Source organism: Variovorax gossypii (assembly GCF_003965815.1).
Taxonomy (GTDB): domain Bacteria; phylum Pseudomonadota; class Gammaproteobacteria; order Burkholderiales; family Burkholderiaceae_C; genus Variovorax; species Variovorax gossypii.
Genome location: NZ_RXOE01000012.1, coordinates 46,069 through 60,868, shown reverse-complemented (window position 1 = coordinate 60,868; position 14,800 = coordinate 46,069). Strand labels below are relative to the sequence as shown.

General features: G+C 62.8%; 6 protein-coding genes. 4 read left to right on the top strand and 2 right to left on the bottom strand.

Features of this window, described 5'->3' with window-relative positions; all coding sequences use genetic code 11:
• Nucleotides 1–67: 67 nt before the first annotated feature.
• Both EJP69_RS28650 and EJP69_RS28645 read right to left on the bottom strand, forming a co-directional pair.
• A complete protein-coding gene (locus tag EJP69_RS28650; protein ID WP_206169394.1) occupies nt 68–4,654 on the bottom strand; it encodes a CHAT domain-containing protein in 4,587 nt (1,528 codons plus the stop codon).
• Between the two features lie 48 nt (nt 4,655–4,702).
• Nucleotides 4,703–6,181 carry an alpha/beta hydrolase gene (locus EJP69_RS28645; RefSeq protein ID WP_126473757.1) on the bottom strand — a complete coding sequence of 493 codons (1,479 nt, stop codon included), beginning with the start codon at nt 6,179–6,181 and terminating at the stop codon, nt 4,703–4,705.
• A gap of 1,045 nt (nt 6,182–7,226) precedes the next feature.
• On the opposite strand from EJP69_RS28645, the gene EJP69_RS28640 reads away from it, so the two are divergent.
• From EJP69_RS28640 to EJP69_RS28625, 4 genes are read left to right on the top strand one after another with little or no spacing between them, the layout of a single operon-like run.
• Nucleotides 7,227–8,405: a hypothetical protein gene (locus EJP69_RS28640; RefSeq protein ID WP_126473755.1), complete on the top strand. Its 1,179-nt coding sequence runs from the start codon at nt 7,227–7,229 to the stop codon at nt 8,403–8,405.
• Nucleotides 8,406–8,414: 9 nt separating this feature from the next.
• Entirely contained in the window at nt 8,415–10,319 is a 1,905-nt protein-coding gene (locus EJP69_RS28635; RefSeq protein ID WP_126473753.1) for a VMAP-C domain-containing protein, read from the top strand.
• Between the two features lie 5 nt (nt 10,320–10,324).
• The gene (locus EJP69_RS28630) at nt 10,325–11,362 is read left to right on the top strand and encodes an AAA family ATPase (RefSeq protein WP_206169393.1); all 1,038 of its coding nucleotides are present in this window, start codon (nt 10,325–10,327) and stop codon (nt 11,360–11,362) included.
• An 8-nt stretch (nt 11,363–11,370) separates the two neighbouring features.
• Entirely contained in the window at nt 11,371–14,598 is a 3,228-nt protein-coding gene (locus EJP69_RS28625) for an SAV_2336 N-terminal domain-related protein (RefSeq protein WP_126473748.1), read from the top strand.
• Nucleotides 14,599–14,800: the final 202 nt, after the last annotated feature.

The window sequence follows — 14,800 nt, the reverse complement described above, 5'->3', positions numbered from 1 at the left end:
CGTTGCGGCCGTTCGCGTGGCGCGGGGGTTCCCGCTGTAGGCCGACTGCGCGCGAAGAGTGGCTGATTCAGAGCCAGTTTCCCAGCAGGATGAAGGGGGCCCAGAAATAGGGATGCGAGTACTGTCTGGGCGAAGTAAACGAAGCGGAAGTCATCCCCTCACGCAAATTGCCTCCTCCTCGGAGCATCTCGAGCTGGGCACGCTGCAAGGCCTCGCTCTTCGACACGGTCTTGCCGTCCTGCCGCAGGGTATAGAAGCGCTGCATGAATTGCGCTGTACTCGGATCTGCCACTGGCCACAGCGTTGCCAGCACGGCAGACGCCCCCTGTTGCTGAGCCAGCAAAGCCAGCCCTTCGATTTCACGTCCGGCAAGGTCGCGGCCGCCGCCAACACCGGTCTCGCAGGCCGAAAGCGTCAGCAGATCACTGGACTGGAAGCGGTAGCGCGAACCCGCCAAGTCGCGCAGCGTAAGGCGAGTGCCGTCGCCCAGAAGAAGAAACGAACGGGTATCGCTGCCAGGAGAAAACTTGAAATGGCTGGCCACATGGATCACCGCAGGTGCATCGCTGAGGACACTTTGAAGCCGCTCTGCAGTGAACTCACCATCGATCCATGCGACACCTGGCAACACTCCGGAAGACATGCCCGACGCCCCTCTGACTACCGCCGCGATCTCCTTGCGCACACTGGGAAGCTCCAGAAAATCAGGGTCGACCTTCGCGGAGACCCCTAAACCGGCAACATTCCAGTTGGGCCGAGGAGGCTGCATGCCCATAAGCGGCGCCGCCTCGCTCATCAGGGCGATGCGATACCGTTCGACCAGATATCTGGAGCCGTCGTGCAAGGCAGCAAAGGGAACGTATCTCAGCACACCAGTGAGTGAAACCATCAAGGTGTCGGCACCATCCTCTTTGAGTGCCGCCGCAATCGGCCTCACGAGCAACTCATAGAGCCTGCCGCCCGCTTTGCTCGGATCGGCACGTGTATCCTGCACGGCCTCGCGAAAACTCTGAACCAATTGCCCGAGTTGCTGGCCTTCGAGGGAGACCTCTCTCGAGAACTGGAGTTCGGGCGTGGTCACCAGGATGTAGATCTTCTTGTCCAGAACAACGTACTGCAGGGCCACCACCCGCGAGCCGGATCGCTTGCTCAGCTCGCTCAGCCCGGCCACCGATGCCCTCAGCAGGGGGACGGCGCTCCTCGCAGTTGCACCTGCACTTTCCGCGTCGGCCGAGGGAGCCTCGCGCCGGATGGCATCAAGGGTCCGTCCGAAGCTGCGCTGCTCGTCATCGACAAAGTCACGCAGTTGCTCCCACCGGCGCCGCTGCGGTGCAGTCAAGCTGTCAAGGCGACCCAGCGCCTCAAGCTTGCTCAGCTCCGCGCTCACTGCACCGAACCGCGCCGCGCTCAGGTCAATTGCAGCTTGCCATCGAGTCTCCACGCCGTCCACCTCGGCACGAACGTTGCGCGGGTCCTCGCCGGGCCCACTGCGCTGCGTGAACTGCTGCAATTCATCCAGTTTGTACATCGAGAGAACCTGCTGAGCTTCCCCGAGGCGTCCGGCATCGATCAACAACGCTGTCGCGTTCTCGAACACCACGTGGCGTGCTTTCATGAGCGAGACCTGAGATTGCGCATCCAGGCCGCTCAACTGGCTTCTGACATGCTGCAATTCGTTGACGGCTCGCTTGGCGAAAAAAATGGCCAGCGAACTGCTTCCAGCGAGCGCCAACGCCCGGCTCATGGTGTGGTCTGCCGCGGATCGCCATTCCGGCAGGCCGCCGGCGTAAGCCGACGACAGGGCTCGGGTCGCCCAGAGCGTAGCACCTTCGACGTCGCGCAGTTCGATGGCTGCTTCGGCGCGCGTCACCAGCGACCGCGTGACCCGCCAGTGGGAAAAACTCAGGGCGGCCTGCAGATTGTCGTTCGCACCATTCAACAATTGAACGGCTCCCCCCGGGTTCCCGGCACGCAACCGCGCCTCCGCCCACCTGACACGCAGGTCGGCCAACCTGGGATGCACGCCGGGCAGTCGTCGCGCGGCATCGGTCGCCGTTGCATCAAAAGCGGCTTCCGATTCATCATGCCGGCCAAGCTCTGAGAGGCTGCTGGCCAGGTTCGCGGCGTCATCGCCCATGTGATCCCCGGCCAACCGGATGGCCTCACGACCATCATTGACAGCTTCGGCGTACATCCCGAGTCGGCTCGACAACAGCGCCCTCGTGCTCAGCAACCTCGCGCGAACGCTGTCATTGCCAGCAGCATGCCAGAAGGACTTTTCCATGAGCTGCGATGCCGCCGCGTACTGCCCCGCATATGTCAGCGTCAGGACTTCGGCTTCCAGAAGCCTTGCATAGCTTGCATTCGGGCTTGGAGAAGATGGAGGAAGCCCCTTGAACAGGCGCTGAACCCGAACCTTGTTGATGGCCAGCGCGTCATCGAAGCGCCCCTGCGCCCGAAGAATTTCTTCCACAATGCCGAGTGCCGAAAAACCAGAGTATTCACCGTCACCATCATCCGAAGTCCATTCCTGATACGGATCGACAAGGCTGAGGAACACGATCCTGGACTGCAGAAGTGTCTCGAGCGCCAATTCGTAGAGTCCCGCCTGGCTGTAGATCACGGCGACCTCTTCAACCCCTTCCTTGGGCCATATGGCGGCTCCACTGGCCCCCACAGACGACGAGGACACCTCCCGCAAGGCTTCGAGCGCAAGCTTGGGATTACCAGCTTCACGCTCCGCGGTCGCAAGCGCGAGATGCAGTTGGAGCATCGTCTCAGCAGGCGGCGTTGTCGCACGACGCTTCAGGATGGCTATAGCCACCCGCAAGGCTGCAATGGCCTGCTGCGGCTTCGCAGATTGCCGGGAGAGCTGATCGACGAGCAAGCCGGCACGGGCCACGTCGATGGATTCAACATCGGGTGAGACCTCCAGGACAAACTTCGCCAGAGCAAGGCTGATGTCGGCAGAATCCGTCGACGCAAGCTCATCGGCAAGCACCAACGCAAGCTGGGCGACATTCGCCCGGCCAAGTGCCGCCTCGCCCTGATCTCGCAGTTCCGCATCCATCGTCCTCGCAAGTGCAACGGCCGACTCGAAGCGGCGCTGTGCCCGCATCTCATGCCATCGATCGAGCTGCCGGTCCATGTGTTCGGACGATGCGTTGAACCGAGCCACTGCCTCGTTTGCCTTTTCCACACTCGCCGCCTGAATCGCCCGCTGGCGTTGACGCTCCACAGCCGGCATGGTGTAGAGCGCACCCCAAGGATCAGTCTTGTGACGTGTGACTTCAGGCTCTCCATCAGAGCGAACTGTCTCTTCCAGCACCACGACACCTTCTGTGTCAGACGAGTCTCCCCCAAACACCCATTTCGTATCGCCGGACACCCTGGACTTCACGCGTCCAGCAGAGGAGTTTTCGTAGGTTGTGACGATGCCATCTTTGCTGATTCGAATTGGCAACCCGAAGACCTGCTCGTAGTCAATTTCAGTGATCTGCTGCGCGACAAAAGTGCGAACACGTTGCAGCGCAAATCTTCCGTCAGCGGACGGCGCATGCCAGAACTCATAGAAATTCGAGGCCACCGGTGTCCCTCTGCACCGCTTCAACACTTGAGAGGAATAGTGCTCCCTGCCAGGAGTCACATAGGTGTAGTTCTCAATACACTCTTCGCGATCCTGAAATGAGATGACCCAATCTTTCCTATCGTCGTAGTACAGATGAATGGCAGTTTTGTCCGGCCATTCGGCCCGCGTAAGGTTATGCCTTGCGTTGTAGCGATAGCGATAGGTTTTTATCCATGCGTTCTCTACTTCGATCAGATCGTCATCGCGGTTGTGTCGATACCGAGAGAGGAGAAAAGTTGTTTCTCCTTTCAACTGCCGACGGACTGAAGTTATCTTTCCGTTCTCGCTGTAGGTCAGGATGAGCTCATGTCCTTCTTCGTTCTGTACGCGAACCGGTTTGTCTGCGTCATAGGTGATTTCGATGCGCCGACCGTCCTGATGCCGCAGCCCAATCAAGCGACCGCTTCGGTCGAAGATGAGCTGCATCGGTGACTGTGCCGAAATAAGGCGGATCTCGTCCTTGTGAAAAACCAAGGCGGCATCGCCTACGCCCATCTCTGCAAGAGTCTGGCCCGTCAGGTCGGGCCGCTTCCTTCCCAGACTCTTCGCCAGATTGCTATCGAGGTACTCGTCCTCCAGCAACGTTTCGCGCAGCTTCAACCAATGCCGGTCATCACGGCCGCTTAACATTCGCTTGAAAGTACCCGAGACCTCAGCTCGCATCCGAAGCCTCGTCACCATGTCATCCAAGCGGCGTTCAACCCCATCGAAAACCTGTGGCGCCCCGAATCTGCGTTGCTGCCCGCCACCACAATGCGTCAGCTGAACCACTCCTGACTCAAAGAAATCAAGCTTCGTCTCGATATCCGTACACCAGCCGAATCCGAACACTCCGTCGTGCAGAGATCGGCTGTTGTACGTGCGCTGCACACCGAGATTGAGAAGATATTCTTCGCTCCAGAAGCGATTGACCTCCTCACGAAGAGGTGCAATGTCGATCCACGTATGGGAGTAGTTGGCATTCTTCATGTCCACGAGAGCGTGTGCAGGAAGCTGCGGAAGCACAAGAAAGAGGAACGACAACAAGCCCCGCAGCGAAGTGATTCGTCCCCAGGACATCGCTTCCCCCGTCGATCAGTGAAGTTCCCAGCGATAGGGAGGCAGCGAGCCGACGCGCCTCAAATGAGGCCGCTTGTCCGCGTCTTTCCCTTGGCGTATGAGAAAGAAAATATCCGACAGCACCGTTTGCGAGTCGCCGAAGTACGAGTGGTTCAGTCCGAAGAATTCGCGCGCAACTCTGCTGGCGTCAACAGAGTCGACGTCGGGATCGAGATAGAGCGCAGTTCCCCCCATTCCCAGGCGCACACCACCGTTGAGGAACTCGGACGAACCCAGCGCCAGATCGTGGGATGACGCATACAGCGTGAGACGTGGCCCGCGATTCTGAACGCGCCGTGCCCAGTTCAGCCGGTAGTAGTCCTGATCGACATCGGGTGCAGCCAGTACCACCTCACGGAAAGCCTTCCTGCTTGATGTGCTCTCGTCAAAGAGTGTCGCCAGTCCACCAAGAAGAACGCGGTTTCCCATGCTGTGTGCAACCACGTAGATCGGCCCGGTCGGCAAGGCTTCGACCAGATCCGAAAGCACCTGGGCCGAGGCCTGCCAGGAATTCTCCGCGTCGCGCCCGTCACGAAGATACTTCAGCGTCGAGGCATCAGAAGGCCAGGCAAAGAAAACTGTCGGCCCAGGAAATGCAAGGTCGTAACTGAGCTGCGCCGCGCGCTTGGCAGCGTTCGCGAAATCGACGTTGTATCCATGGACAAACAGCAGAACGCCCGGCTTTTCGAAGCTCGCGGCCTTTCGGCGCAGTTCAGCCAGCCATGCATCTCGCTCAAGCACAACCGGCGGGGCGCTGATCGAGAAATTGTCCATCGCAGACACCTTCTCAAGGCGAAGGATGGCGGCACTTTCGTTGTCTCGCATGCGCGGCTGGCTTTGCACCGCGACCTCGACCTCTCCATAGGACAGCTTGTCCACCCGTTCCGAACCATAGCTCGCAGGAGCCGTATCACTCTTGCTTGCGTTCAACTGCCTGTTGGTTGCGTAAAAGATGCGCAACCAGGTGGCGTTGCCATCCGCCGTTTTGGAGCCTTCGGAAACGGCAATGGCGATGCTGCGGACCATACGAGGGACGAAGGTCGCGAAACTCCGATCACTGCGTGAGATAAGGCTCTCGAACTCGGGCATGGCATCAGCGCGGAGATCAACTGACAGTTCGACCACTCCGCCGTCGAGTACCGGGCAGTCCTGGGCGTTGAAATTTTCAACATAGACGCGAGACGCCTGCTCGGGCCACAGTGCCTGATTGATAAGTTGAGCCTGAAGCGCATTCAGCGCAGCCTCGCTGGGAACTGCTCCGCGCAACAACAACCTGACTCTGGCCTTTTTTGTGAAGGGACGGTCTGAGTCGTAACCCAAGCCGTGGGCGCAAAGGTCGTAGGTGCGGTCAACCTGAGCTGCAGGCTCGGCGACCGCCTCCGCCGCGGAGGCTGGTCGAAATGCCCAAAAGATTCCTGTGATCAGCGCCATCAGCGCAAGAGCCGGCTTGTTCACGAGAATTCCCCCTCAGAACTTCTGATCGACAAGTCGCCATCCAAGGACATTTGGATGATTTTTCGTTTGATGTAAGTGTGAATCCTGCTGCCAATTGTGTAAAGCATGGACTTGGAATGAGCCTCAGCCAGGATAGTCCCCGAAGCGTCGAAGGCTGACCTCAACTTCTGAGGCAACGGGCTTCAGTCAGACCGACAACGAGCTCAGCGACCTGCAATCGGCGCGAAGGAAAAAACACTGCCACGCGGTTCGCGAAGCGGCGCACACAGGATCTCAATGCACGGTCAATCCTCCTCAGGATCGCCCCTCGCCCGCAGCTGTTCGATCACGCCGGGCTCTACGAAGACGCAGGTCACATGACGGAGCGAGTTACATGCTAGCTGCTCAGTCTTTTCCCAACATCGAGGAGCGCGTCCGCATCGGCAATGCGATGGAAGGCCACGCGGCCTGGTCAAAGACCGCTGCGGCCTGAATCTCTCGCGGGAGGACGCGGCCTCGGAACCGGTCCCCATAGCCGTCGAGAACTGCTTCCTTCGGGCCACCCCACTTGCTTCACCCTGATCACCAGGGAAGAACGCCAGAAGTTCCGTGTCCCGGTGCCGTTCAATTTGCCCTGCACGTGTGAGTGATGCCTTCCTGGCCGTTCGCGATCGGGATGAGCGCGCTCGCCCGATCGACCGGATGCGGGTCATCGCTCGGGACTGGAGGTCAGCCCGCCTATCCGAGCGCCTGCACCGTGGCCGCTGCGTGCCAATATGCAGGGATGGAGCCGTCTCGGCATCCCACAAAAATGGGAGCCACACGGATCCATTCCACGCCATACGATCTCGCACAGGTGGGCTTCAAACACCTGACGCTTGATGACCGCCGTAGCGCAGCATCCATCTGTCTGGCGAGTTCTTGTGGATGTCAACGGCGGCCCCGGGGTGTACGTGGCGTGCGCCACACGGCCTGTGACGCACGCCACCGGACAGAGATCCTTGCGATGCTCAAACCGGCGAAGCCTAGTAGATACTTACAACCTACTGCGGGTGAGGAAGCGGAAATGGTCAAAACGGTGTTGTTCGTCCATGGCACGGGTGTGCGCAAGCATTCTTACGAATCGAGCGCGGCGCGCATCGCCGAAGGCCTGCGGAGCATCAATCGCGGCATCCGGTTGGAGCCCTGTCTCTGGGGGGACGTTCATGGTGCCCGACTGGGCATGAATGGCGTCTCCATCCCCGAATTCAACGGACCTATCGCTGCCGTTTCAGAAGAAACGCAGATGGAAGCCCTTTGGGAATTGCTGGCGCAGGACGCCCTGTTCGAGTTGCGGGAACTGGCGGCTGCCGGAAATCCCGACGACCTGGATGCGCCGCAGGACAGGATCGACAAGGCCAAGCTGCTGACGCAACTCGCCGCGCTGGAGACCAATGCAGTTCTGCTCGCGCGAATCCAGGAGCGGGCGCTGACGGCCCAGTGGCAGCAGGCCGTACGCGCAGTGGCGACCTCGCAAGCGGCCAAGGACGCGGTCGACGCCGCGAGCCGGGTCGACACAACGCTGCGCCTTGGTCTCTCGCGCGCGGTCGTGGCATCCCTGCAGGCGCGCCTGCTGGAGGACAACATGGCGGTCCTTCCAGCGCCCCTGCGCGATGCGCTTGTCAAGAAAGGCGTCGATGAACTCGGAGGCGGAGAGCTGAATATCTTCACCGACTGGGTGACCAGCAAACTCAAGGGCCTCGGCCTGCGCTGGGCGACGGCCAAGGCCAAACGGGAACGCGATGCCCTGTACACCGCCGCCGCGCCCACCGCCGGCGATGTCCTGCTCTATCAGGCACGCGGCGCGAGCATCCGCGATTTCATCGCCGAACGGGTCGGTCAATGCGGCGACGATGTCGTCATCTTCGCGCACAGCCTGGGCGGCATCGCCTGCGTCGACCTGCTGATCGAGCGATCGCTTCCGCAGGTCAAGGCACTGGTCACGGTCGGCTCGCAGGCCCCGTTCATGTACGAGATCGGCGCATTGACCAGTCTGGAGCTTGGGAAACAGCTTCCGACGCACTTCCCTCCGAAGTGGATCAATTTCTACGACTGCAACGACCTCCTGAGCTACAAGGCATCCCAGGTCTTCGCCGGCCGTGCGACAGACCACGAAGTCCGCAGCGGGCTGCCGTTCCCGATGTCGCACAGCGCGTACTGGGACATGCCCGAACTCTGGCAAACGCTCGAGCCGCACCTCAAATAGCAGGCCAAGATGCCCATCCAGTTGCCTGCACCTGATCAGGTGCGCGCCATCGTCGTCGGCATCGAACGCTACGCCGGGCTTGGAGAAAGATTCACCGCCCATGGTGCGGCCAAGGGTGCGTTCTCGTTCGTGCACTGGCTGATCGAGCGCAAGGTCTCTCCTTCCAGCATCGCGTTGTGGATCTCGATGGCCGATGGCTCGGATGCAGGCCAAGCCAGTCACGCGGCTGGCCTGGTTGGCGTGGCAACCCGGGAGTTCGTGTCGGAGGACTTTCGCGGTGCGATGAGCCAACCCGACGAAATTCTTGCGGATGGCCAGTTCCTGATGGTTTACTTCTGCGGACATGGCGTTGTGTCCCGGGAGGGCAGCACCCATATCCAGCAACTGCTGGTTCTGCCTGAAGCGACCAAGAACCAGCTTCGCTGCATCGCCATACCGAACTGGCAAGACCTCTTCCATGGCAGTGGCTGGGAGTGCTTCCGAAAGCAGCTCTGGATCGTCGACGCGTGCAGGAACCAGTGGAGCAATGCCATGCCGACGACACTCGAGAAGTGGATCCCGGGCAAGGTCCATCCGGTCAAGCAATGCAGCATGTTCTCCTGCGGGACCGGGGAGACGGCTTCCATCACCTCAGACCAAGGGCCACGCTTCACCCGAGAGCTGATCACCACATTGAGGTCCAAGCTTCCGGCTGATCGCGATTGGCCCGACTTCGTGGAGGCATTCAATGAAGCAGCCACACGACTTCGCGACGAATCTTCGTCCTCGCAGGATCCCGTCCTGCTGATCGGTGCGGACTGGAGCGGTTCGACGCTCGTGCCCGCGCCCGACCTTGCGGCTCAGTTGCTCGGGCATCTGGCGGATCTCTCATGGCCGAACAAGGACTTCCTGCCCTACCTGAGGCGAGTGGACATTCAATCGGACTTCGCCGAACCATTGGATCTGGGCCTCGCAGTGGATCGCCTATGCAACCTGATGGCTGTCCGGGGCCTCCCTCCGGTTCTCGAATTCGCCGCGCGCGTGGCACGCGCCGCCGGTTCGCCGAAGCTGGAAGAATGGGTCAAAGCCCGTCTGTCGCCACAGCAGATGGCTGAACTGGCTGATTGCCTCGCAGCAGATGGTGGCAGGGCTCGGCTTTCGCTGTGGTACCGCGACGACGCGGGCCATTCCTGCATCGAGGGCGATCTCGAGATCCTGGACGCAGGCGGCGGCTTGCGCACCTGGTCGCGTCCACCCGCCAAATCGGTCACCGCCGACACCCTGGTCAAGGTGATCGGGCAATGGGTGGATGATGTCTATGCGCACGTCAGCACAGGCTCCGACGTCGTGGTCGAGCTGTATCTTTCGCGCAAGCTGCTGACTTCTTCAGCACTCGATACAGCTGACATCCAGACGGAGGAAGGAGAGGTCGTCCGGCTCGGCAGAGACCTGGCAGTCCTGCTGAGATCCACGGACCGGTACAAGGGCCGCATGAAGCGCCTGCGCTGGACCAGGGAGGCGCCCGCAATCCTGTCCAGGCTCGGCGCAGCCGACGCCAACGCCTTGCATTGGGCCGATACGGCCGACGCACGGAAGATGGTCCCTGCGGCATTTCTCGCCAAGACGAAGGAAGCCCCGGTGTGGCTGGGATTCGAGTCCGCGTGCCAGGCCGGCGAAGCGCTGCTGGATACCGCGTTGACCGAGGGCCTGCCCGCCGTCATTTTCCTGCGAGCCAGCAGCGATCCGGCCGCCATGGCGCCGCTGTTGGCCCAGCTCCAGCAGCTCCTGAGGTCCTCGCTGGACCAGTTGCCGGACGCCCTTCGCGACTGGCGGTCCACCGGACAGGACGAAGTCAGCAAGACGGCATCGCTGTTGCTCGACGACCCCGGTCACTTTCCGAAGATCTGGGCACCGTTTACCCAACCAGGAGGATGAATTCAATGGCCCCGACAGAAAACTGGCGGATCTTCACAGGCGAGCGCATGCCGCACAATGGCCTGGCGGACCTGCCCGATCCGCCTCCCTGGCGTCCCCGGCGCAGCAAAGTGGAGCGGGAGCGGCCTTGGCCGAGAAACAAGCGAGAGGACAACACGCTGCCCCCCGCGGCATTGAAGCGCGGCCGGGACTTCCACTCCACGGACAAGATCATCGACATGGTGAACGCGGCGCTCTACCTTCGCCGCCCCTTGCTGGTGACGGGCCAACCCGGCAGCGGAAAATCCTCGCTGGTCGATGCGATCGCCTACGAGCTGCGCATGGGCCCGGCCCTTCGCTGGTCCGTGACGTCGCGCAGCACCTTGCGAGACGCCCTCTACCAATACGACGCGATCGGACGCCTGCAGCAGCAGGAGTCCGGCACGCCAGCCGCCATCGGGGACTTCATCACCCTCGGGCCGTTGGGCACGGCACTGCTGCCGACCCAGCGCCCCCGCGCCCTGCTCATCGACGAGATCGACAAAAGCGACATCGACCTGCCGAACGACCTGCTGAACATCTTCGAGGAAGGCGAGTTCGAGATTCCCGAGCTGCGCCGCCTCGGCGCGCAAGCCTCGGTGGAAGTCTTCACCTCCGATCCGCTTCAGCCCCGGGCCGACATCAAGGGGGGCACGGTCTCGGGCCACGAGTTCCCGTTGATGATCCTCACGAGCAACGGCGAGCGCGAGTTTCCGGCGCCCTTTCTGCGCCGCTGCCTCAGGCTGCGCATGCCCAATCCCACCGGGATGCTCGACGAGGACGACAACAAGGACTGGCGCCGGCTGAACGCCATCGTCGATCTGCACTTCTCGCCGCAAGACCGCGACGCCGCGGAGTCGATCATCGACGCATTCAAGGCGCGCGCGGGCCAGGGCAAGGAAGTCGCCACGGATCAGCTGCTCAACTCGATCCACTTCGTGCTGAGCTCCCAGATCGACCCGGGCACGCAACGCGACGCCATCGTCGAGGAGCTCATGCGCGAGCTCGTGGTCGCCGGCAGCTGAGCGATCGCGTGGAAATCGGCGAGCTCATCCGTCGGCTGCGGGCGGCCGGACTGGAGGTCGATTGGCCCGACCTGCGGGACATGCTGTGGCTTGCGCCCAAGCTCACGCCGCTCGGGCGGCACACGCTGGAAGAAGCGATCTCTCCCGTCGAGCCGTCAACGCCCTCCTCGCCAGCGCAGACGACCCCGGATGCCAGGCCGGATGAGCAGTCGTCGGTGCCGCGCCCGCATGGGATTTCCGACAGCGATGCCGAGAGGGCGGCCGCGTACGCGGCCGGGGGCACGGGAGGAGGTGCCTCGGCGCGCAGGATTCAGCTGCGCGGCGCGCCCGCCTTGCCGCAGGCGCTCGCCATCGCGCGCGCGCTTCGTCCCTTGTCTCGCCGCCGCGCGGGCAAGCGCCTCGAGTTGGACGAGCGCGCCACGGCCGAATTCATCGCCGAAGCCGGCTACCGCGGCGCCGTATGGCGGCCGGCACGCGAAAGATGGTTCGACATCGTCGTTGCGATCGACGACGTGCCGTCGCTTGCAGCCTGGGGACCGACGGTCTCGCGGTTCGAGCGCCTGCTTCGGCGCCAGGGCGGCTTCCGGGACGTGAGGACACTGCTTCTTCGGCCCCAGGGGGAGCGCGTCGGGACCTTCGGCCCCGACGGACGCGAGGTGTCGATCTCGGCGCTGCAGGATCGCGACGGCCGACGCATCGTCATCGTGGTTTCCGACTGCACGGCACTCGCATGGCGAGACGGTCGCATGGGCGCCTGGATGCAGGCCGCAGGCGGCCATGCCCCCGTTGCCGTGGCACAGTTGCTGCCGCAGTCGCTGTGGCCCAACACCGCCATCGGCTTCGCGGAATTGCAGACGCGCTCTCCGCGACTGGGCGCCACGGTCCCTGAAATGCGGGTGAAGCTTCCATCCTGGGCCCACGGGGAACCCGGGATGGTCGTCCCCGTCGTGGCGCTCGAACCGGCCGCCGTCAACACATGGGCAAGGATGATGAGCGCGGCGGGCGAGGCGTGGAGTCCGGCGGCCCTCCTGCCGCTGCCGGACGTGGACCCGGACAACGCAGCAGCCGACGACCAGCCCACCGCGGTCGAGAGACTTTCCCGGTTTCGAGCCAGCGCGACACCCGACGCGCAGAGGCTGGCGGCCTACTTTTCTGTCGTCAGGCCGCTCAGCCCGCCGGTCATGCGCGTCATCCACTGGGCGATCGCACCGGCAAGCGGGGCCGTGGCGCTGGCCCAGGTGTTCCTCGCGGGAATCCTGTTCCCGGTGCCCAAGCCCGAACCTGAACCGGGGTCCGGGCCATCGTCGAATGCCGACGACAAGGAGTACGACTTCTATCCCGGCCTGCGCGACCCGCTTGCGCAGACGCTCACGCGAGCCGAATTCGTCCAGATCAACCTGGCGCTGCATGACTACCTTCAACAGAAAAGCGGCACGGACTTCGATTTTTTCGCGCTGCTCGAGGATCCCGCCGGCAGCGCCCGGCTGCCCGCCGCGGCGTTGCCGTTCGTTCAGTCTTCGAGGGCGTTCGCCCGTCGATTCGGTGCAGACGCGCCCAGCACCGCCGAAAAGAAATTCCTCGACATCCGCGAGCCGGTCGCGGAGCTTCGCATCACCCCCGAGGGAGATCGGCTGGCTTTCGTCTACCGCAGCCCCCGCGGGCAACTGACGCTGCGCCACGACCTGCCTCAGGGAGTCACAGGACTGCTGTCCCGGGCACTGCATCAAGGCACCTACAGGACACTGCAGGAGCTGGCCGAAGCCGTCGTTCCTGCGGGCCTGTCCGAATCCACGGCCATCGTGCAGGGCCCCGGGCTTGTCGAGCTGCTTGTCGATGAGGCCATCGATTTGCTGCCATGGGAGATTCTGCTCGGCCCCCCCCGCGTGGCGGTCGAGTCGCTCGCGATCGAACGAGGCCTCACACGGCGAGCGCTCGGGCCCCGCCGTCGCGTTCCTACCGAGTTCGGGGAACCCGCGCAGGTTCTCATCGTTGCCGACCCTCCCACGAATCAGAAGAACATGCCTTCCTTGCCGGGAGCACGCCACGAGGCGGATTCGATCGCCACCCTGCTGGAACAAGCGTTGAGCACCAGGTCCGTGCATAAGCTCGTTGCAGGCAGTGCCATCGACGTCATTTCCAACCTGCTGCTGACCGCTCCCCGGGTTCTTCACATCGCGGCCCACAGCAGGCTGCGGACCGGCACGGGTTTCGACAACGAGTTCGGTAACAGCGGCATGGGCGATCGCGTGGAGATTTTGCTGGATCAGGACAGTCGGCTGACGCTGCGGGACTTCGGGTCGATGGAACGCGTGCCGGAACTGATTTTCCTGGGGACTCACTACACGGCGGCGATGGCCCCGGAGCTGATCCGGCTGGGCGCCCAGGCCGTCGTCGGCTGCTTCGGCCAGCTCAATGACGAGCCCGCAAGGGACTTCGCCATTGCCTTCTACGAGGCGCTGGCGCGCGGGTCGCCACTGATCGAAGCGATGCGGGAGGCCCGACAGCAATGCTGGCGCAAGCACCCTTCCGATCCAGCCTGGGGACTGTTCCAGTGCTACGGCGACCCGTCCTGGCGCCTGCTGAAGCGCCCACCCGCAACGATCATCGCACCCGACGGCATTCCGCCCATTGAAGCCCCGCCCCCTCGCGCATGGGTTCTGGTCGCCGGAACGGGAGACAAGAGCAAGCTCAGCGCGAAGCTCGCGCGCACCTGCAAGGATCTGGGTGTGGGCTTGGCGCGCGGCGGCTATGGCCTGGTGACGGGGGCATGGCCCGGCGTCGATCAGGCAGTCATTCGCAGTTTCGTTGACGAATTGGAACTTGACGTCCCCAACGCACCGCTCGATGCAAGGCTGATGCACGTGATGACACGCAGCAGGAAGCCGCCGAGCCAGGCAGGGCAGCTCAAGCGAGTGACGAAGGGCGAAGAGGAATACACCGAGAGCATCCGCCACGCCCAGTTCGTCGTTCTCGTCGGCGGATCGGGGGGCACCCTGGAGATCGGCGAGCGAGCGCGCGCCGCCGGTCGACCTGTTCTGCCGCTTGCCGACACCGGTGGCGCAGCAAGAACATTCCATCGGCTGTTGACCACCGATCAGGAAGCCCCGGGGTCCGAGAAGGATACGCCGATGAACCTCAAGGTCCTTGCGGCGCCGGCGCCTGTCGTCGTCGGCCATGTCCTGGACATGCTCGAACTGCTGACGAGACAGCTCACCGATTCGCAACCCGAAGCCTAGTGCCACTCCCCTCCTGAGAATCGCAGGCCATCTTCGCACCGCGGTCTTTGGCCACGCAGGGAGGGGATGGCTCTCCTCACGCAGCATCGGCCCCGTCACGCCTTGATTTCAGCTGTTGCGACTTGCCACCGGAGAGGCTGGAACGGTCCGACTTGAGGATAGAGTCGCCCCCCAGAGCGCGCAAACCGCGCCCTGGGGGAGC